At 67.2% G+C, this 19,302-nt stretch carries 15 protein-coding genes and 1 tRNA gene; 7 read left to right on the top strand and 9 right to left on the bottom strand.

Going from position 1 to position 19,302, the window contains the following annotated elements:
• Positions 1 to 160 precede the first annotated feature (160 nt).
• The 3 genes from BW41_RS19195 to BW41_RS19185 all read right to left on the bottom strand — a co-directional run bounded on the left by BW41_RS19195 (position 161) and on the right by BW41_RS19185 (position 2,183).
• A tRNA-Ile gene (locus BW41_RS19195) sits at positions 161 to 236 on the bottom strand.
• A gap of 149 nt (positions 237 to 385) precedes the next feature.
• Positions 386 to 649 carry a hypothetical protein gene (locus tag BW41_RS19190; RefSeq protein ID WP_037536734.1) on the bottom strand — a complete coding sequence of 88 codons (264 nt, stop codon included), beginning with the start codon at positions 647 to 649 and terminating at the stop codon, positions 386 to 388.
• A 136-nt stretch (positions 650 to 785) separates the two neighbouring features.
• The gene (locus tag BW41_RS19185) at positions 786 to 2,183 is read right to left on the bottom strand and encodes a M28 family peptidase (protein ID WP_037536732.1); all 1,398 of its coding nucleotides are present in this window, start codon (positions 2,181 to 2,183) and stop codon (positions 786 to 788) included.
• A 157-nt stretch (positions 2,184 to 2,340) separates the two neighbouring features.
• Here BW41_RS19185 and ettA point away from each other — a divergent pair, with 157 nt between their 5' ends.
• On the top strand, positions 2,341 to 4,020 hold the full coding sequence (gene ettA, locus BW41_RS19180) for an energy-dependent translational throttle protein EttA (RefSeq protein ID WP_037536730.1): 1,680 nt from the start codon (positions 2,341 to 2,343) through the stop codon (positions 4,018 to 4,020).
• 37 nt (positions 4,021 to 4,057) lie between these two features.
• Here ettA and BW41_RS19175 read toward each other — a convergent pair whose 3' ends face one another.
• The 4 genes from BW41_RS19175 to BW41_RS19160 form a co-directional block, all read right to left on the bottom strand.
• The gene (locus BW41_RS19175; RefSeq protein ID WP_051583709.1) at positions 4,058 to 4,630 is read right to left on the bottom strand and encodes a Uma2 family endonuclease; all 573 of its coding nucleotides are present in this window, start codon (positions 4,628 to 4,630) and stop codon (positions 4,058 to 4,060) included.
• A gap of 34 nt (positions 4,631 to 4,664) precedes the next feature.
• Positions 4,665 to 5,441: an NYN domain-containing protein gene (locus BW41_RS19170; RefSeq protein WP_037536727.1), complete on the bottom strand. Its 777-nt coding sequence runs from the start codon at positions 5,439 to 5,441 to the stop codon at positions 4,665 to 4,667.
• Between the two features lie 79 nt (positions 5,442 to 5,520).
• Complete coding sequence (locus BW41_RS19165; protein WP_037536720.1) at positions 5,521 to 6,000, bottom strand: GreA/GreB family elongation factor; 480 nt, start codon at positions 5,998 to 6,000, stop codon at positions 5,521 to 5,523.
• 5 nt (positions 6,001 to 6,005) lie between these two features.
• Positions 6,006 to 8,042, bottom strand: coding sequence for a lytic transglycosylase domain-containing protein (locus BW41_RS19160; protein WP_037536718.1), 2,037 nt, complete (start codon positions 8,040 to 8,042; stop codon positions 6,006 to 6,008).
• Between the two features lie 79 nt (positions 8,043 to 8,121).
• On the opposite strand from BW41_RS19160, the gene dapA reads away from it, so the two are divergent.
• The 6 genes from dapA to BW41_RS19130 all read left to right on the top strand — a co-directional run bounded on the left by dapA (position 8,122) and on the right by BW41_RS19130 (position 16,813).
• On the top strand, positions 8,122 to 9,009 hold the full coding sequence (gene dapA / locus BW41_RS19155; RefSeq protein ID WP_037536716.1) for a 4-hydroxy-tetrahydrodipicolinate synthase: 888 nt from the start codon (positions 8,122 to 8,124) through the stop codon (positions 9,007 to 9,009).
• A 70-nt stretch (positions 9,010 to 9,079) separates the two neighbouring features.
• A complete protein-coding gene (gene smpB / locus BW41_RS19150; protein ID WP_037536714.1) occupies positions 9,080 to 9,562 on the top strand; it encodes an SsrA-binding protein SmpB in 483 nt (160 codons plus the stop codon).
• Positions 9,563 to 9,579: 17 nt separating this feature from the next.
• The gene (locus BW41_RS19145) at positions 9,580 to 10,131 is read left to right on the top strand and encodes a DUF2062 domain-containing protein (RefSeq protein ID WP_037536711.1); all 552 of its coding nucleotides are present in this window, start codon (positions 9,580 to 9,582) and stop codon (positions 10,129 to 10,131) included.
• Between the two features lie 60 nt (positions 10,132 to 10,191).
• Positions 10,192 to 12,249, top strand: coding sequence for a M13 family metallopeptidase (locus BW41_RS19140; RefSeq protein WP_037536709.1), 2,058 nt, complete (start codon positions 10,192 to 10,194; stop codon positions 12,247 to 12,249).
• Positions 12,250 to 12,314: 65 nt separating this feature from the next.
• Positions 12,315 to 14,342, top strand: coding sequence for a M13 family metallopeptidase (locus tag BW41_RS19135; RefSeq protein WP_037536708.1), 2,028 nt, complete (start codon positions 12,315 to 12,317; stop codon positions 14,340 to 14,342).
• Positions 14,343 to 14,437: 95 nt separating this feature from the next.
• A complete protein-coding gene (locus BW41_RS19130; RefSeq protein ID WP_037536706.1) occupies positions 14,438 to 16,813 on the top strand; it encodes a hybrid sensor histidine kinase/response regulator in 2,376 nt (791 codons plus the stop codon).
• 32 nt (positions 16,814 to 16,845) lie between these two features.
• Here BW41_RS19130 and BW41_RS19125 read toward each other — a convergent pair whose 3' ends face one another.
• Complete coding sequence (locus BW41_RS19125; RefSeq protein ID WP_037536704.1) at positions 16,846 to 17,928, bottom strand: 1,9-bis(guanidino)-5-aza-nonane synthase; 1,083 nt, start codon at positions 17,926 to 17,928, stop codon at positions 16,846 to 16,848.
• A gap of 113 nt (positions 17,929 to 18,041) precedes the next feature.
• Positions 18,042 to 19,280 (bottom strand): decarboxylase, encoded by a 1,239-nt coding sequence (locus BW41_RS19120; protein ID WP_081793201.1) that lies wholly within the window; start codon positions 19,278 to 19,280, stop codon positions 18,042 to 18,044.
• Positions 19,281 to 19,302: the final 22 nt, after the last annotated feature.

Here is a 19,302-nt window from a genome sequence, read left to right as displayed (position 1 = left end):
CTGGCCCAGCATGATCTCAACCTCACGCAGCTTGCCGATGATCTCCTCGGGCTTGTGCTTCTTGGCAGGCATTCGTTGTCCCTTCTTTGATCCAGACTGTCATAGTCCATGGACCACTCAGAAGGGGGCAGCTCAGTATGGAGCGTATGGGCGAGAAAATTGGTGGGCCCGGCAGGACTCGAACCCGCAACCTAGCCGTTATGAGCGGCCAGCTCTAACCATTGAGCTACAGGCCCCACCGCTGCGCAGCGCTAGCGCAACCGCCGGCAAAGCAAAAGTGCCGCGGGCGCGGCGCGCAGCAAAAAGGGCGCCCCGTTGCGGGAGCGCCCTTCGAGATCGTGCGACAGCATGATCGGGGCGTCGGCAGATCGCCGACGCCGGCCGATTACATGTTGTCGGCCTTGGCCTCGGCTGCGTCACGGACGTTGTCCGCGGCGGCGTTGGTGTTGTCGGCAACGTTCTCGAGCGCGGCGGCAGCGGCGGCGTTCGAGGTGTTGTCGGCAAGCGCGTCGATGTTGTCGGCCTGCGCTTCCATGTTGTCGGCGAGCATGTCCCCGTTGTTCTCAACGGCGGCCGCTTCAGGCGACTTGTGGCAGGCTGCGACGGACATCAGGCCGGCGGCAGCGAGAACGAAAGCGATCTTCTTCATTCGGTTGCTCCCAAGCAAAGCAAAGCAAAAATCGCGGCCGGCCCGATCGCCGTCGCGAGACAGCCCAAATACCGCACGACTCCCCCCGGTCAATCGGGAAATTCATCCGGCTGAAAGGTTCCGCCGCATCAGCAACTCAGCGTCGCGGCGTCACCGGACCGATTTCCTCGGGGGCGTTGGCGACCACCGCGAGCATCGTCGTCCAGGCGGCGACGTTCTGGCGGAGTTGCTCCGGATCGATCCGGTCGAGCGTGTCGTCGGGCGTGTGATGCGTGTCGAAATAGCGGCTTCCGTCCTGGTTGAGGTCGATCGCCGCGACCCCGAGCGCGAGCGTCGGACCGACGTCGGTGCCGTCGCCGCCGAGGCCGGACCCCCGGCCGATGCCGAGCGGCGCGAGCGCGGTCTGCAGGCGATCGGCGACCGGATTGGCGCTGTCGGGCAGATTGACCTCGAACCGCCAGATGCGATCGGCGCCGAAATCGCTTTCACCGGCGGTGGCGTGGCGTTCGCCGCCATGGACGCGGGCATAGTCCTTGCCGCCATAGCCGCCCGGCTCCTCCGCGCCGAACCAGACGACGCGGATCGTGCGGCGCGGCCGCGGTCCGTCGAGCAGCCGCTTGGCGGCGGCGGTGGTGATCGCGACGCCGCTGGCATCGTCGATCGCGCCCGTGCCGAGGTCCCAGCTGTCGAGATGCCCGCCGACCAGCACGACGCCGGCCTTGGGATCGCTGCCGGGGACTTCGGCGATGACGTTGCCCGAGGTGCCGGTGCCGGCGAAGCGCGGCGTCAGCACGAGCTTCAGCGAGATCGGCTTGCCGCGGTCGGCGATCCGTTCGAGCAGTTCGGCATCGCTGACCGACAGCGCCGCCGCCGGGATCGGCGCGACGCCGGCGGGGAAATCGGTGACGCCGGTGTGCGGATTGCGGTGGTGATCGGTGCCGATCGACTTGATGACGATCGCCGCGGCGCCCTTGCTCGCGGCGAGGGCCGGGCCGACGAACCGCGCGGGGCCATAGGCGCCGTAGCTCGACCCGTCCTGCGTCGGCTGCATCGCATTGCCGACATAGACGATGCGGCCGCGCACCGCCTCGGCGGGGGCATTGGCGAACTCGCCATAGCTACGGAACACCACCACCGGCGCGGTGAGGCCGGCGGCGGGGGTGGCGCCCGAATTGCCGAGCGCGACCAGCTTGAGCTGCTGCGGGAAGGGGGCGATCACCTCGGCGCGCTCCTCGCCGCGCAGCCACACCGGCATCTGATAGGTTTCAACGTGCACGTTCTTGAAGCCCAACGCCTTGAGCCGCGCGACGCCCCAGCTGCGCGCCCGCGCCTCGGCCTCGGTCGCCGCGAGCCGCTGGCCGACCTCGGTGGTCAGGCCCTCGACGATGTCATAGGCGAGGTCGTCCTTGAGCGCCGCATCGCGCAGCGCCGCGACCTTGGCGTCGACCGGGGCGGGGGTCGGCGGCGCCTGGCGCTGCGCCGACAGCGCGGTGGAGGAGGCGAGGGCCAGCAAGGCCAATGCGATGCGCGTCATTCGTGGAATATCCCCTGTCCAATCAATGCGCCCCGGGTGTGGGCGAAGCCGCGGGCGAGCACAAGCGGCGGACCGCGGCGGCATTTGCACGCGCGTCGCCGGATCGCTACATGCCACCTACGAATTTCCCGTACCTTCGATCAGGAGCCGTCGGCACATGGCCGTCCAGTATACCTACGTCATGAAGGGTCTGACCAAGACCTTCCCCGGCGCGAACAAGCCCGTCCTCAACAACATCCACCTGCAGTTCATCCCGTCGGCGAAGATCGCGATCATCGGCCCCAACGGCGCGGGCAAATCGACGCTGATGAAGATCATGGCGGGGATGGACCCCGATTTCACCGGCGAGGCCTGGGCGGCGGAGGGCGTGCGCGTCGGCTATCTGGCGCAGGAGCCGCAGCTCGATCCGAGCAAGGACGTGATGGGCAACGTCAAGGACGGCGTGCGGCCGGTCGCCGACCTGGTCGATCGCTTCAACGCCATTTCGGCGGAGATGGGCGATCCCAAGGACGATACCGATTTCGACGCGCTTATGGAGGAGATGGGCGATCTCCAGGCCAAGATCGACGCGGTCGACGGCTGGTCGCTCGACAGCCAGCTCGAACAGGCGATGGAGGCGTTGCGCTGCCCGCCCGGCGACGCCGACGTCAGCCGCCTGTCGGGCGGTGAGAAGCGCCGCGTCGCCCTGTGCAAGCTGCTGCTCGAAAAGCCCGACATCCTGCTGCTCGACGAGCCGACCAACCACCTCGACGCCGAAAGCGTGTCGTGGCTGGAAAATTACCTCAAGGAATATACCGGCAACGTCATCCTGGTGACGCACGATCGCTACTTCCTCGACAATGTCGTCAACTGGGTGCTCGAGCTCGATCGCGGCCGCTACTACACCTATGAGAGCAACTATTCGGGCTATCTCGAAAAGAAGGCGAAGCGGCTCGAGCAGGAGGAGCGCGAGGAGGCCGGCAAGCAGAAGGCGATCGCCGACGAGCTCGCCTGGATGCGCCAGACTCCCAAGGCGCGCCAGACCAAGTCGAAGGCGCGTATCCGTGCGTTCGAGGAGCTCATGGAGAAGCAGGAGAATCGCGTCGCCGGCAAGGCGCAGATCCTCATCCAGATCCCCGAGCGGCTCGGCGGCAAGGTGATCGAGGCCAAGGGACTGACCAAGGCCTATGGCGACAAACTGCTGTTCGACAATCTCGACTTCACGCTGCCGCCGGGCGGCATCGTCGGGGTGATCGGCCCCAACGGCGCCGGCAAGTCGACCCTGTTCAAGCTGATCACCGGGCAGGAAACGCCTGACTCCGGATCGATCGAGGTCGGTTCGACGGTCAAGCTCGGCTATGTCGACCAGAGCCGTGACGATCTCGATCCGAACAAGAACGTCTGGCAGGAAATCTCCGACGAGCTGGAGGTCTTCCGCTTCGGCAAGCAGGAACTGGGCACGCGCGCCTATGTCGGCGCGTTCAACTTCCGCGGGCCGGACCAGCAGAAGAAGGTCGGGCAGCTGTCGGGCGGTGAGCGCAACCGCGTCCATATGGCCAAGATGCTCAAGGAGGGCGGCAACGTCCTGCTGCTCGACGAGCCGACCAACGACCTCGACGTCGAGACGCTGCGCGCGCTCGAGGAGGCGCTGGAGACCTTCGCGGGCTGTGCGGTGGTGATCAGCCACGATCGCTTCTTCCTCGATCGTCTCTGCACGCACATCCTCGCCTTCGAAGGCGACAGCCACGTCGAATGGTTCGAGGGCAATTACGAGAGCTACGAGGAAGACAAGCGCCGCCGCCTGGGCGACGCCGCCGACCGGCCGACCCGTCTCGCCTACAAGAAGCTGACGCGCTGATCCGGGAGGGGGCGGCTCGGCGGGCCGCCCCAATCTTTTATAGGCCGGTGGTATCGATCGTCAGGCGAGGGATGGTCAATGCGGTCAGCGAGTCGCCAAAGTTTGATTGCGCTTTGGTCCGGTAACTGGCGCCGGCAGGCTTTGCCATCTGATGGACAGTCTTTCCGGTGACGTCGAATACCCAATATTCGGGAATACCACCCTTGGCGTAAAGCCGCTGTTTGCGACCGAGATCGAGCTGCACGGTCGTATCGGCGATCTCGACGACGAGTGTCACACTCGCTCCGGGAACCGGGCCATCCCCGTAGGCATCCGACGTCAAGATGATGTCCGGGCGGGGGAGGTCGTGATCCGATACGGCAACCGACCCTTCGATGCCGACGAACAGCGTCGACCCTATCGCTTCGAGGGCCCGGCGGAGGCGATAGGCGCACTCGCTCTTGGCCATCATGTGCGGACGATATTCCGCGTTCACGTAGATCAGCTCCCCCCCGATGAGCTCGACCCGGCCATAATCATCGAAGGCCCCGCGCCGATATAAGAGATCGACGTCGGCTATACGAAGCGGCACGCGCTTACGTACCGGAGGAGGCGCCGCGAGCTGTCCCATCGACCCCGAATATAGAGCATCCGAAGCGCGGCCGCTACCGCACCCGCTTGACGAAGATCCGCCCGTCCTCGCGGCGTTCGGTCTGGAAATTGGGCACCGCCTGGATCAGGTCGGACAGGCGCTGGTAGCCGTAATTGCGCGCATCGAAGCTCGACCGGTTGCCGGCGAGCTGGCCCATCGCCGACAGGCTGACATAGCCCTTCTCGTCGCGCTTCACCGACTGATAGGCGTCGATCAGCAGGGCGATCAGCTCGGGGTCGATCGGCTTCTTCGCCTTGGGCGCGGCGATCGACGGCGGCAGCGATTCGCCGATCGGCACGTCGACGCTCGCCGGCTTGGCGGGGGTCGCGGTCGCCTCGGCCTTGGCGTCGCTGACCAGTGCGTTGACGTCGATGAAGCGGGTGCACGCCTGTTTGAACGCCTCGGGCGTCTTGGCGTTGCCGAAGCCGTAGACGGGGATGCCGTCCTGGCGGATGCGCATCGCCAGCGGCATGAAGTCGCTGTCCGACGACATGATGCCGAAGCCGCCGATGCGACCGCGGAACAGCAGGTCCATCGCGTCGATCGTCATCTTCATGTCGGTGGCGTTCTTGCCCTTGGTCAGGTCGAACTGCTGCTGCGGCTCGATGCCGTGCTTGACCGTCATGTCGCGCCAGCCCTTCAGCGCGGGCTTGGACCAATTGCCGTAGACGCGGCGGATGTTGACCGTGCCGAGCTCGGCGAGGACGGTCAGCACCGGGTCGATCGCATGCCAGGAGGCATTGTCGGCATCGATCAGCAGGGCGATGTTGCGGGTGTTGTCGTCAGCCATCCGCCCGGCCTAACAGAGGCTTGGCGCCCTCGCCAGTCGCGCGCGCAGCGGCCGCCGTCCGGTGCGTGGCGTTGCTTCGTCACGGATAGGCGATGGCGACGACCTCATATTCCTTCTCGCCCGCCGGCAGCAGCACGCGGCGCAGGTCGCCGACCGTGGCGCCGCGCAGGGCGCGTGCGATCGGCGCGTTCCAGCCGACGCGGCCGGCACCGGCCTCCGCCTCGTCGTCACCGACCAGGGTGAGGACGCGTTCCTTGTCCTCCTCATCGGCGATCGTCACCGTCGCGCCGAACCAGACGCGGCTGCGATCCTCGGCGCGGGCCGGATCGACGACCTTGGCCGCCTTCATCCGCTTCGCCAGCCAACCGAGCCGGCGGTCGATCTCGCGCAACCGCTTGCGGCCGTAGATATAGTCGCCATTCTCGGACCGGTCGCCATTGCCCGCCGCCCAGGCGATCGTCTCGACCAGCGCCGGCCGTTCGCTGCCGAACAATCGGTCATATTCGGCGCGCAGCACCGCATAGCCCGCCGGGGTGATGTAGTTCGGCCGTTGCTCCATCCCGCTCAGCCCGGACGGCCCTTGCCGAGATACCAGCTGGCATTGGCCGGCCCGCGGCTCTTCGCGCGCGCCGGGTTGATGAGATCGTAGACCACCGCATTCTCGATGACGCGCTGCACGTAATTGCGCGTCTCCTGATAGGGGATCGCTTCGATCCAATCGACCATGTCGACCGCGCCGGTGCGCGGGTCGCCATTGGCGCGCAGCCATTTGTTCACGTTGCCGCCGCCCGCGTTATAGGCGGCAATGGCCAGCGGATAGCTGCCATAGATATTGAAGATCCGCTGGAAATAGCTCGACCCCAGCATGATCGACAGATTGGGGTCGGTGGTCAGCGCGGCGGGGTCGTAGGCGATGCCGATCTTGCCCGATTGTTCGCGCGCAGTGGCGGGCATCAGCTGCATCAGTCCGCGCGCGCCGGCATGGCTGACCGCGGTCTTGTCGAACTGGCTCTCCTGCCGCGCGATGGCGTGGATCAGCGTCCAATTGTCCTCGTAGCCCGCCGGCACCGCGACGGTCGGGAAGCCGGTCGCCGAATAATCGGTGAGGCCGTTCTGCATCGCACTGCGCCCGACCAGCACGCCAAGATCGGGGCGACCGATCTGGGTGGCGAGCTCGGCGGCGAGCAGGTGGTCACTGGCACTGGTCGCGTCGGCGGCGATCTGACGGATGAAGGCGGTCTGGTCCTGCCACTGGCCGATCTGGCCGAGGAACCGCGCGGCGCGCACCGTCTCACGATTGGCGAAGGCCTGCCGGACCTCGGGCGCGATCGCCGGCGTGCCGATCGCGGGCGGCGCGACCAGCGGCTTGCCGGTGCGCTCGAGCGCGAGCTGCCCGTAGAATTGGTCGCGATAGGCGCCGGCCTCGGCGAAATAGGCAGTCGCCTCCGCGCTCTTGCCGGCAGCCTCGGCGGCGCGGCCGGCCCAGTAGAAGCCTTTGGCGCGCGTCTGCGGCGCCTGGCTGCCGCGGCCATAGCGTTCGAACATCACCATCGCATCCGCCGGGCGGCGCAGCTGCTTCATCGCGGTCTGCCCGGCGAGCCAGACGAGGCTCGTATAATCGTCGCGCTCGCCATAGGGCTTGGCCGAGACGTCGGTGCCGGCGGGATAGGCATCGTCGACCTGCCGCGCGATGTCATAGGCGAGCTGGTACTGGCCGTCCGCCGCCGCGGCGCGGGCGTTGGTCAGCAGCACCTCATACCAGGGTTCGACCGCCCCCGGCGGGGACGTGAGCACGCGCGTCCGGGCCAGCCAGGCGCGCGCGGTCGGCGAGGCGCCCGAGTTGCGCAGCCACACCGCACGATCAGCGATATAGCCGGGATCGCTGGCGAACTGATCCTGCGTCCGCATCGCCAGATCGGCGGCGTTGGCGGCATTGGAGCGGAAGGCGAGCCGCGCCTCGAACACCGGGCGGCGCGCGGCGCTGGTATAGGCGATCTGCCGGGCGGCGACGCCGGTCGCATTCTGCCACAGCAGCGCGTCCATCCGCGCGTCGTGATCGTCCGCGGTCAGCGCGCCGGCGAAGCTCGACAGGATCGTCGCCTCGTCGGTGGCGGACAGGCTGCCCTTGCGCCACGCTGCGCGCGCCGCAACCTGCGCCTCGCTGCCGCGGCCGACCGCCTGCAAGGCGCGCGCCTGCGCGACGAGGCCGGTCGCCGACTGCGGCGGGAAGCGGGTGAAGAAAGCGATGACGCTGGTCGGCGAGGCGTTGACCGCCTGGCGCTCGGCGGCGCGGCGGTTGGCGGTCTGGCTCGGCCAGCCGGGATGCGCCATCAGGAAGCCGGCATAGCTGTCGAACGGCAGCGCGTCGGTCTGCTGGATCGTCTTCCACTGCGCGATGGCTGCGGCGATCGCGCCGTCGGCGGGGGTACGCGGCGCCTGCGGCGACATGTTCGCCATCTGCGTGCGATAGCGTTCGAGCGCGTCGCTGGTCGGGCTGCCGGTGGTCGGATTGCCGGTCGCCGGCTGCTGTTGTACGGGCGCGCCGGTCACCCCGGCGAAAGCGGCAAGAAGGATCGTAAGCGGCAGATTGGCTGGGTGCATGTGGACATCATAGGGCGCGGACCCGTATCTGTCCTGAACGAAAACCCCGGTCCGCCGCATCAGGAGCCCGAAAAGTCCCATGTTCTCTGGTTCCATCCCTGCGCTGGTGACGCCCTTCGCCGCCGACGGCACGTTCGACGAAGCAGCTTACCGTAGTCTTATAGAGTGGCAGATTGGCGAGGGGTCGGCGGCGCTGGTGCCGTGCGGCACCACCGGCGAGGCCGCGACGCTGACCGCCGACGAGCATTTCGCCATCGTCGCGATCTGCGTCGATCAGGCGGCCGGCCGGGTGCCGGTGATCGCCGGTGCCGGATCGAACGACACGCAGGTCGCCGCCGCCAATGTCGTGCGCGCACGTGAAGCGGGTGCCGATGCGGCGCTGATGGTGCCGCCCTATTACAACCGGCCGAGCCAGGAGGGGATCTTCCAGCATTTCGCGCGGCTCGCCGAACAGGCGACGCTGCCGATCGTGCTCTACAACGTCCCCGGCCGCACCGTCACCGATATCCAGCCGGCGACGCTGATCCGGCTGGTCACCCGCTTTCCGGAGGTGTTCGTCGCGGTCAAGGATGCGAGTGGCGCGATCGCCCGCGTCTCCGCGCACCGCGCCGGTTGCGGCCCCGATTTCGTCCAGCTCTCCGGCAACGACGATATGGCGCTGGCGTTCAACGCGATGGGGGGCACAGGCTGCATCTCCGTCACCGCCAATGTCGCGCCGCGGCTGTGCGCCGACTTCCAGGCGGCGTGCCAGCGGGGTGATTATGCCGCGGCCCTCGCCTTGCAGGATCGGCTCTATCCACTGCACGACGCGCTGTTCACGGACGCGTCGCCGGGCCCGGTCAAATATGCGATGACGCGGGTGCGGCCGGGCTTCCCCGATGGCCTGCGCCTGCCGATGACCTGGCCGTCGGAGGCGTCGCGCGCCGCGGTCGATGCGGCGCTGGCGCATGCCGGGCTGGTCGGCTGAGGGCAGGGGCGCGCGCAATCGTCGCGCGCCCGCTTCCCCTTGCCGCTAACTGCTCCTACATCGCGCGATAATGTCGCGTCCCAAACCCGCCACCTTCGACAAGAAGAAGATCGTCGCCGAGAACCGCAAGGCGCGGTTCGAATATAGTATCGACACCGTCTACGAGGCGGGGATCGCGCTCACCGGCACCGAGGTGAAGAGCCTGCGCTTCGGCGAGGGCAGCATCGCCGAAAGCTATGCCGAGGTGCGCGACGGATCGGTCTGGCTGGTCAACGCCAACGTGCCCGAGTTCAGCCACGGCAACCGTTTCAACCATGAAGCGAAACGGCCGCGCAAATTGCTGCTCCACGAACGCGAGATCAACAAGCTGCACGGCGCGGTCGCGCGCGAGGGGATGACGCTCGTGCCGCTGAGCGTCTATTTCAACGGCCGCGGGCGCGCCAAGGTCGAACTCGCGCTCGCCAAGGGGCGCAAGGATCACGACAAGCGCGCCGCGATCAAGGAGCGCGAATGGAAGCGCGAAGCCGGGCGCATCATGCGCGACCGCGGCTAGGGGCAGACGCACGGTCCATGCTGCACAAGAGCGTCGCCTGGTGTCGTCGCAACATGCCGACGCGCGAATCGATGGAATCCAACCGTATGCTCCGCCCGGTCGCGCATCGCGTGATGGAGCCCGGCCTATGGCGGTTCAACCGGCGCTCGGTGCCGCGCGGCGTCGCGCTCGGCATGGTCGCGGGGTTCCTTTTTCCGGTCGCCCAGATCGCCATCGCCGCGCTGTTCGCGCTGCCGTTCCGCGCCAATGTGCCGGTCGCCGCGCTGACCACCTTCATCACCAATCCGCTGACCACGCCGTTCCTCTGGTTCCTCGCCTATCGGATCGGCGCGTGGCTGCTGCACAGCGATGCGCCGGTGATCGCCCAGCCGGTGGCGGAGGCGACCGACTGGCTGCATCGCCTGACCGGCGCGCTCGGCTGGCTGTGGGACAAGGGGCCGGCGTTCGCGCTCGGCCTGGTCCTGCTGACCACGGGGTGCGCGCTGCTCGGCTATGGGCTGTCGGCGCTCGGCTGGCGGCTGTGGATCGCCCGCAAATGGCGGCACCGTCCTGCGGCGAACCGCATTTGACGAGACCGATCAAGCCTTTACAAGATCGCCGCATAACACAGCAAGGTTGGGGGATTATCGATGCGTAAACAGCTACTTGCGGCGCTGCTGCTGGCGTCGGCAACGACCGGCGCGGTCTATGCGCAGACGGGCGCCGGCACCGCCGTGGCGCCGGCGACGGGCAAGCCGAAGCTCGGCGACTTCGGCGTCGACCTTACCGCGATGGATCGCGCGGTCGCGCCGGGCGACGATTTCTACAATTATGTCAACGGCGCGTGGATGGCCCGGACCGAGATCCCGGCCGACCGTTCGAGCTGGGGCGGCTTCGCGATCCTGCGCGACCTGTCGGACCAGCGCACCCGCGCGGTGATCGAGGGCGCGGCGGCCTCGCCGGGCAGCGATCCGGTGTCGACCAAGATCGGCGACACCTATGCGACCTTCATGGACGCCGCGGCGATCGAATCGGCCGGCGCCGCGCCGCTCAAGCCCTATCTCACCAGGATCGCGGCGATCCAGAGCCAGAGCGACCTCGCCAAGGCGTTCGGCGAGGCGACGATGCACGGCATCGACGTGCCGATCGGCGCGGGCGTGCAGCAGGACCTCAAGGATAATACCGTCTATGCGGTCTATCTCGGCCAGGGCGGTCTCGGCCTGCCGGACAAGGACTATTACCTCAAGGACGACGCCAAGTTCGCCGAGGCGCGCACCAAATACGTCACCTATATCGCCGACATGCTGCGCATGGCCGGCCAGCCCGATCCGCAAGGGTCGGCGCAACGCATCTACGATCTCGAAAAGCAGATCGCGACCGTCCACTGGGACCGCGCCGAGCTGCGCCAGGTCGAGAAGGGCTATAACCCCGCACAGGTCGCGACGCTGGCGCAGACCATGCCCGGCTTCGACTGGCAGGCGATGCTCGCCGCGCAGGGACTCGGCGCGCAGACCCGCGTCATCGTCGGCCAGCCCTCGGCGCTGACCGGCATCGCCAAGATCGTCGCCGCGACGCCGATCCCGGTGTGGCGCGAATATATGGCGTTCCACACCATTTCGAACGCCGCGCCGTTGCTGTCGTCGAACTTCGTCAACACGCAATTCGCCTTCTACGGCACGACGCTCAACGGCACGCCGCAGCTCAAGGAGCGGTGGAAGCGCGGCGTCGATCTCGTCAACGGCAGCCTCGGCGAGGCGGTCGGCCAGATCTACGTCCAGAAATATTTCCCGCCCGACGCCAAGGCCAAGGCCGACGCGCTCGTCCACAATCTGATCGTCGCGATGGACGCGCGGCTCGCCAAGCTCGAATGGATGGCGCCGGAGACCAAGGTCAAGGCACGCGCCAAGCTCGCCGCCTTCACGCCGAAGATCGGCTATCCCGACAAGTTCCGCGACTATACCGCGCTGCGCGTCGTCAAGGGGGACGTGCTGGGCAATGCCGATCGCGTCGCCGAATTCGAATATAACCGCCAGCTCAACAAGATCGGCAAGCCGGTCGACCGCAGCGAATGGTTCATGACGCCGCAGACGGTCAACGCTTATGCCAATCCGCTGATGAACGAGGTGGTCTTCCCGGCCGCGATCCTCCAGCCGCCGTTCTTCGATCCCAACGCCGATCCGGCGGTGAACTATGGCGCGATCGGCGCGGTGATCGGGCATGAGCTCAGCCACCATTTCGACGATCAGGGCCGCAAGTTCGACCCCAAGGGCAATTTCGCCGATTGGTGGACGCCCGCCGATGTCCAGCGCTTCACCGCGCTGACCGACAAGGTCGTCGCGCAATATGGCGCCTACGAGCCGATCCCCGGCAGCCACGTCAACGGCAAGCTGACGCTCGGTGAGAATATGGCCGACCTCGCCGGCATCAACGTCGCCTATGACGCCTACAAGCTGTCGCTCAAGGGGAAGAAGGCGCCGGTGATCGACGGCTTCACCGGCGACCAGCGCTTCTTCATGGGCTTCGGTCAGGTCTGGCAGACCAAGGCGCGCGAGGCGTCGATCAAGAACCAGCTGACCACCGATCCGCATACGCCGGGCCAGTGGCGCGCCTATGTGGTCCGCAATCTCGACGCCTGGTATCCCGCCTTCGCGGTCAAGCCGGGGCAGAAATATTATCTCGCCCCCGCCGACCGTATCAAGATCTGGTAATCACTCCGCCTTCCGCCGCCCGCTCGATTGCCCGAGCGGGCGGCGTTTTCTTTTCGGGAGCTTGCATGAAGTCCTTCCTCCTCGCCGGTCTGCTCGGCGCCACCGCGATCGCCGGCATCGTCCACGCCCAGTCGACGCCGCCGGCCGCGACGCCCGCCGCCGGCAAGCCCGAACTCGGCAGCTTCGGCTTCGACACCGCCGGCATGGACCGCAGCGTCGCGCCGGGTGACGATTTCTACGGCTATGCCAACGGGAATTGGGCGAAGACCACCGCCATCCCCGCCGACAAATCGAGCTTCGGCGCGTTCGACGTCCTCGCCGATCGCTCGCGCGACCGCACCCGCGGCATCCTCGAGACGGCGGCCAAGACGCGCGGCTCGAAGATCGGCACCGCCTATGCCACCTATCTCGACACCGCGACGATCGAGAAGAAGGGGCTCGCCCCGATCAAGCCGTGGCTGGCCGAGATCAAGGCGACGACCAAGGCCAGTTACCCGACGCTGGTCGCCAAGGCGGCGCGGCAGGGGGTCGGCACGCCGTTCGGCACCGGCGTCGGCCAGGATGCGAAGAACCCGGAAGTCTATATCGTCGGCGTGCGTCAGGCCGGGCTCGGCCTGCCCGACCGCGATTACTATCTCGATGCCAAGAACGCCAAGGAGAAGGCGGCCTACGAGGCGCATATCGCCAAGATGTTCACGCTCGCCGGCGAACCCGATGCCGCGGCGCGCGCCAAGGCGATCGTCGATTTCGAGACGCAGATCGCGCAGGTCAGCTGGACGCGGATCGACAGCCGCGACGCCAACAAGACGTATAACAAGACCAGCCTCGCCGACCTGACCCGCAGCGCCCCAGGTTTCGACTTCGTCACCTATCTCAAGGCGCTCGGGACGCCGGTCGACAGCCTCAATGTCAGCCAGCCGTCCGCCGTCACCGGTATCGCCCGGCTGATCGCCGCGGCGCCGATCGCGGTGTTGCAGGACCAGATGCTGATCCGCAGCCTCGACGATTATGCCGACGTGCTCCCCGCCGCCTTCGATGCCGAGCAATTCGCCTTCTACGGCACCGTCCTGTCGGGCACGCCGCAGCAGGAGGATCGCTGGAAGCTTTCGGTCGGCTTCACCAGCAGCGCGCTGTCCGACGAGGTCAGCAAGGTCTATGTCGCGCAATATTTCCCGCCCGCGACCAAGGCCGCGGCCGACCAGCTCGTCAAGAACGTGCTGTCGGCGATGGGCACGCGCATCGACAAGCTCGACTGGATGGCGCCGGAAACCAAGGTCAAGGCGCATGCCAAGCTCGCCGCCTTCACGCCCAAGATCGGCTATCCAGACCGCTGGCGCGATTACGGTGCGCTGCGAATCGTCGCCGGCGACGCCTTCGGCAACGAACGGCGCGCCGCGGAATGGCGCTACGATTACAACATCGGCCATCTCGGCAAGCCGCTGCAGCGCTGGGAATGGGGCATGACGCCGATGACGGTCAACGCCTACGCCAATTTCGGCATGGTCGAGATCGTCTCCCCGGCGGCGATCCTGCAACCGCCGTTCTTCGATCCCGCCGCCGACCCGGCGATCAACTACGGCGGCATCGGCGCGGTGATCGGCCACGAACTCAGCCATCATTTCGACGATCAGGGCTCGAAATATGACGCGCACGGCCAGCTCACCGATTGGTGGACGCCGCAGGACGTCGAGCGGTTCAAGGCGCTCACCGCGCAGCTCGTCGCGCAATATGACGCCTATGAGCCGCTGCCCGGCATGCACGTCAAGGGCGCGCTGACGCTGGGCGAGAATACCGCCGATCTCGCCGGCCTGTCGGTGGCCTATGACGCCTATAAGAAGTCGCTGGGCGGTCGCGAGGCGCCGGTGATCGACGGGATGACCGGCGACCAGCGTTTCTACCTCGGCTGGGCGCAGGTGTGGCGGCGCAACTATCGCGAGGCCAATCTCAAGCAGCGGCTGATGACCGATCCGCACAGCCCGTCGCAGCAGCGCACCTGGGTCGTCCGCAACCTCGATCCCTGGTATGCGGCCTATCAGCCGGCGCCGGGTGGCAAACTCGTGCTGACGCCGCAGCAGCGCGTTCGCATCTGGTGATCGCATCGCCTCCTTCCCCGCCCGTCGCGGGGAAGGAAGCGATCAACACCAAGTGCTTGACCTAAGCCATCCGATCCCGCGATGACGGCGGGACGATGGCATCGTCCCCGATCCCCGAGAATCCCGCCCGCACCGCCGCGCTGATCGCCGGCGTCATCACCATCGCCGCCGCCGCGCTGATCCTCAGCGTCGTCGGCAGCCTCGTTGCCGCGGCGGGATTTTTCGCGGTCGGGATCATCGCGGTCGGCGTCGTCTTCGCCTGGCGGCTGCTCGGCCCGCGCCATGCCGGCGAGTCGCGCGCGATCGACTGGGAGTTCACCCGCGCGGTGGCGCAGGCGAGCAGCGACGCGGTGGCGATCACCGATCGGGCCGGGCGGCTGGTCTGCGCCAATGATGCCTATGAGGCCTTGTTCGCCGGCTTCCCGACCCCGCCCGGCCTGCCGCTCGATCAGGAGGGCGTCGCGCTGCTCGGCAATGCCGGGCGGATCGCATGGCGCGAGGGCAATGGCGTCGTCCGCAACCTGCAGGTCGGCCTGCAGCGCGTCTGCGCGCGGATCACCCGCGCCGGGGACGAGGGCGACATGCTCGTCTGGCGCTTTTCGGTGATCGAGGAGCACGACGTCGCCGCCTCGACCGAGGCGCTGATCGCCGGGGCCACCGGCGACAGGCTCGGCGGGGCCGGCGTGATGGCGGCGCTGATCAGCCCCGACGGCCGGGTGCGCGCCGCCAATCGCGTGCTGGCGCAACGCGCGCTCGGCAGCGGCGGGCAGGTCGAGGGGCGCGATTTCGCCCGGCTGCTGATCACCGACAGCCGCGGCCTCGTCCGCTTCGAGCGCGAGGGGCTCGACGGCACGCCGCTGCGCGTCGTCCAGATTCCCTTCCTCGATGCCGAGGATGCGCCGGTGCTCGTCGCCCTGCTCGACGACGAGGATAGCGCACCGGCGATCGGCGCCTCCGCCTCGGCGCATGTGCGCAGCCTCGTCAGCCTGATGCCGTTCGGCATGGCTCTGGTCGATCGTGAGGGCAAGTTCCTCCAGATGAACGACGCCTTCATCCGCGCCGCGGGAGTCGAGGCGCGCACGCCGCCGCTCTATCCCGGCGATCTGGTGGTGCGCGAGGACAAGGCCGCGGTCGCCGATGCGATCCGTCGCTTCGCCGGCGGTGCGACCCATTCCTCCGACATGGCGGTGCGGCTCAAGAGCCATCCCGAGGAGCCGGTCGCGCTGACCATCGCCGGCGCGCGCGGGCTCGGCGATGCCGCGGTGCTGCTCAGCCTCAAGGACAATAGCGAGGAGAGCCGGCTCAAGCGCGAGGTGGCGCAGGCGACCAAGATGCAGGCGGTCGGCCAGCTCGCCGGCGGCGTCGCGCACGATTTCAACAATATCCTCACCGCGATCATCGGCCATTGCGACCTGATGATGATGCGCCATTCGCCCGGCGACAGCGATTACGACGATATCCAGCAGATCCGCACCAATTCGAACCGCGCTGCCAGCCTGACGCGGCAGCTGCTCGCCTTCAGCCGCCAGCAGACGCTGCGTCCGCAGACGCTGCAACTGCCCGACGTCGTCGCCGAGGTCTCCAATCTGCTCAAGCGGCTGATGGGCGAGCAGATCCGACTCGACGTCACGCACGGCCGCAATCTCGGTGCGGTGCGCGCCGATCCGGGGCAGCTCGAACAGGTGGTGGTCAATCTCGCGGTCAATGCGCGCGACGCGATGCTGGCGCACAATCCCGGCGGCGGCGGTACGCTGACCATCCAGACCAAGTCGGTCACCGCCGCGGAGGTCCGCGCGATGGCGTCCGACATCCTGCCCGTCGCCGATTATACCGCATTGGTGGTGAGCGACGAGGGCGGCGGCATCCCGCCCGAGGTGCTGCCCAAGATCTTCGAACCCTTCTTCACCACCAAGGAGGTCGGCAAGGGGACAGGGCTCGGCCTGTCGACCGTCTATGGCATCGTCAAACAGTCGGGTGGCTGGATCTTCGCCGACTCGAAGCCGGGGCAGGGGGCGACCTTCACCATGTATCTGCCCGTCCACGCCGCCGGCACCGTCACCCGCGTCGCCGCGACGCGGCCGAACGCCAAGCCGGTCGAGATGTGGGGCACCGGCACGATCCTGCTCGTCGAGGACGAGGATATGGTGCGCGCCGTCGCCGAACGCGCGCTGACCCGCCAGGGCTATACGGTGATGACCGCGGAGAATGGCGAGGCGGCGCTCGAGCTGCTCGACCGCAACGGCCGGCCCGATCTGCTGATCAGCGACGTCGTCATGCCGACGATGGACGGGCCGACGATGGTCCGTCAGGCGCGCGATCGCTATCCCGACCTGCCGATCATCTTCATGTCGGGCTATGCCGAGGAGCAGCTGCGCCGCTCGATCGACCTCGACAACGTCGCCTTCCTGCCCAAACCGTTCAGCGTGCAGCAGCTCGCCGAGGCCGCGCGCGACGTGCTCATCGCCCGATAGCAAAAGGGCGGGGTTTCCCCCGCCCTCCCGGCTTACTTGTCGAAGATCGCGCCCCAGCGGTGGACCGGACGGTCCTTCCACAGACCGCGGTGATAGGCGTCCGACGCGAGCAGCGGCATCACCGAACCCGCCTCGGCGAAGACCATCTGTTCGATGCCGGTGTTGACCTTGCCCCAGCTCGCCGCTTCCTGCAGCGTCGAGGAGGAGCACGCACCGTCACGCACGTCGGCGACGGTGATCTGCACCGCATACTTGTGCACCTGGACGTCGTCGTGGCCGAGGATCTCGGCGCAGACGACGGTATCCTGGATGAAGTTCTTCGGCACGCCGCCGCCGATCATCAGCAGGCCGGTGGTGCCCGCCTGGATCTTGATCTCGGTCAGCTCGCGGAAGTCGGCGACCGCGTCGATCATCAGATAGGGACGCCCCGCCTTGGCGGCGTCGACCTGATGCTTGACGAGGCCGAAGCCCGCCGACGAATCGACGAATGCCGGGCAGAAGATCGGCACGTCATGCTCATAGGCGAGCTTGACGAGGCTGTTGTCCTTCTTGCCGTGCTCGACGAGATACTTGCCCATCTCGCGGATGAAGGCGCGGCTCGAATAGGCCTTGGGCTCGAGCGACTCGGCGATCTCGAAGATCGTGTGGTCGACGTTCTGGAGCGCTTCCTCGTCGATATAGGTGTCGTAGATGCGGTCGATGTAGAGCGAGCGCAGCGTGTCGTCGTCGGGGATTTCCAGCGCCTGATAGTGCTTGTGGCCGAGGCCCTCGAAGAAATCCATGTCGACGATGGTCGCGCCGGTCGCGACGATGCCGTCGACCATGTTGTTGCGGACCAGCTCGGCATAGAGGTCCATGCAGCCGCCCGCCGAGGTCGAACCGGCGATGACCAGGAAGATCGAGCAATCCTTGTCGGCCAGCATCTGGTTGTAGATGTTGGTCGCGCGGCCGAGGTCACGGCTGGTGAAGCTCATGTCGGCCATCGCATCGACGATCGGGCGCGCGTCAAAGCTCTTGATGTCGATGTGCTTGACCTGCTTGGACAGCAGCTCCGCCTTGCGGGTGTCGTTGATCGGCGCGTTGGCGCCGGCGGTCTTGGTCAGGGTGTCGGTCATGGTTCGCCTTTGGCTATCCAGCCGTCGTCGTTCAACATTGGGGACGCGGAAACCCAGGGCCGCTCCCCCCGCCGAGGCGAGGGGAGGGAAGACAATCGGTTATAGCGTTGAGGTTACAGCTTTACGACGTTGTTCGTGCGGACGTCCGCGGTTTCGTCGTCGCGATAGACCGAGAGCATCGGCTCGTCGCCGGCCAGCAGCGTGTCACCGGTGCCGAAGCCGTTGAATGCGGTGCGCATCGCCTGGCCATAGGCGCCGAGCATGCCGATCTCGAAATAGTCGCCGGCATTGGTGTCCGCGGGCAGCGGAAACGGGCCGGCCATATAATCGAGATCGTCGCAGGTCGGACCCCAGAAGGCGAAGTCCATGTCGCGCGCGTCCGATTCCGGCTCGCGCAGCAGCTGGACCGGATATTTCCAGCCGATATGCGCCGCATCGAACAGGCTGCCGTAGGCGCCGTCGGTGATGTACAGCTCGTTGCCGCGCCGCCGCTCGACGCGGACGACGACCGAGGCATATTCGGCGCACAGCGACCGGCCCGGCTCCGCCCAGAGTTCGGCCGAATAGCTGATCGGCAGGCTTTCGAACGCGCGATGGATCGTCTCGAAGAAGCGCTCCAGCGGCGGCGGGGTCATGCCCGGATAGGCCGAGGGGAAGCCGCCGCCGACGTCGATCACGTCGACCGTCACCGCCGCCTCGACGATGGCGGCGCGGGCGCGCTCCATCGCATTGGCATAAGCGTCGGGCGACATCGTCTGGCTGCCGACGTGGAAGCAGATGCCGAGCGCGTCCGCCACCTGGCGGGTGGCGATCAGCAGGTCCTTGCTCTCACCGGGGCCGACGCCGAACTTCGAGCCGAGGCTGAGCTTGGCATATTCCGACGAGACGCGCAGCCGCACGCAGAGCGTGAGATCGGTCGCGCCCTTGGTCGCCCGGACGATCTTCGCCAGCTCTTCCATGCTGTCGAGTGAGAACGTCTTCACATCGTGGACGAAATAGGCCTCGGCAATCGCCTCTTCCGACTTGACCGGATGCATGAAGCAGCAGGTCGCCGCCGGCAGCGTCGCCTTGACCAGGCGCACTTCCGCGATCGAAGCCGTATCGTAATGCGTGATGCCATTGTCCCAGAGAACCTGCAGCAGATCCGGGCTGGGGTTCGCCTTGACCGCATACATCGAGCGGCCCGGAAACTTCTCGACGAAGAAGCGGGCGGCGCGCGCAGCGGCGTGCGGGCGAACGAGCGTGACCGGATCGACCGGACGGCTCTTGGCGATGTCGATGCCCGTGGTGCCGGTGAGGGAACGGGCGGTCGAGAGGGGCGCTAACCCCAGCGCGCTATGGTGCTTGGCCAATTCAAGGGACCTCCAATTGCCT

Source organism: Sphingomonas sp. RIT328, from assembly GCF_000632225.1.
Taxonomy (GTDB): Bacteria; Pseudomonadota; Alphaproteobacteria; order Sphingomonadales; family Sphingomonadaceae; genus Sphingomonas; species Sphingomonas kyungheensis.
The sequence above is the reverse complement of the archived record's forward strand: the minus strand, read 5'-3'. Positions and strand labels throughout refer to the sequence as shown.

Bases quoted from the DNA above. Each gene is read 5' to 3' on its own strand.
- BW41_RS19190 (WP_037536734.1), bottom strand. From the start codon at position 649: ATGAAGAAGATCGCTTTCGTTCTCGCTGCCGCCGGCCTGATGTCCGTC.
- BW41_RS19185 (WP_037536732.1), bottom strand. From the start codon at position 2,183: ATGACGCGCATCGCATTGGCCTTGCTGGCCCTCGCCTCCTCCACCGCG.
- ettA (WP_037536730.1), top strand. From the start codon at position 2,341: ATGGCCGTCCAGTATACCTACGTCATGAAGGGTCTGACCAAGACCTTC.
- BW41_RS19175 (WP_051583709.1), bottom strand. From the start codon at position 4,630: ATGGGACAGCTCGCGGCGCCTCCTCCGGTACGTAAGCGCGTGCCGCTT.
- BW41_RS19170 (WP_037536727.1), bottom strand. From the start codon at position 5,441: ATGGCTGACGACAACACCCGCAACATCGCCCTGCTGATCGATGCCGAC.
- BW41_RS19165 (WP_037536720.1), bottom strand. From the start codon at position 6,000: ATGGAGCAACGGCCGAACTACATCACCCCGGCGGGCTATGCGGTGCTG.
- BW41_RS19160 (WP_037536718.1), bottom strand. From the start codon at position 8,042: ATGCACCCAGCCAATCTGCCGCTTACGATCCTTCTTGCCGCTTTCGCC.
- dapA (WP_037536716.1), top strand. From the start codon at position 8,122: ATGTTCTCTGGTTCCATCCCTGCGCTGGTGACGCCCTTCGCCGCCGAC.
- smpB (WP_037536714.1), top strand. From the start codon at position 9,080: ATGTCGCGTCCCAAACCCGCCACCTTCGACAAGAAGAAGATCGTCGCC.
- BW41_RS19145 (WP_037536711.1), top strand. From the start codon at position 9,580: ATGCTGCACAAGAGCGTCGCCTGGTGTCGTCGCAACATGCCGACGCGC.
- BW41_RS19140 (WP_037536709.1), top strand. From the start codon at position 10,192: ATGCGTAAACAGCTACTTGCGGCGCTGCTGCTGGCGTCGGCAACGACC.
- BW41_RS19135 (WP_037536708.1), top strand. From the start codon at position 12,315: ATGAAGTCCTTCCTCCTCGCCGGTCTGCTCGGCGCCACCGCGATCGCC.
- BW41_RS19130 (WP_037536706.1), top strand. From the start codon at position 14,438: ATGGCATCGTCCCCGATCCCCGAGAATCCCGCCCGCACCGCCGCGCTG.
- BW41_RS19125 (WP_037536704.1), bottom strand. From the start codon at position 17,928: ATGACCGACACCCTGACCAAGACCGCCGGCGCCAACGCGCCGATCAAC.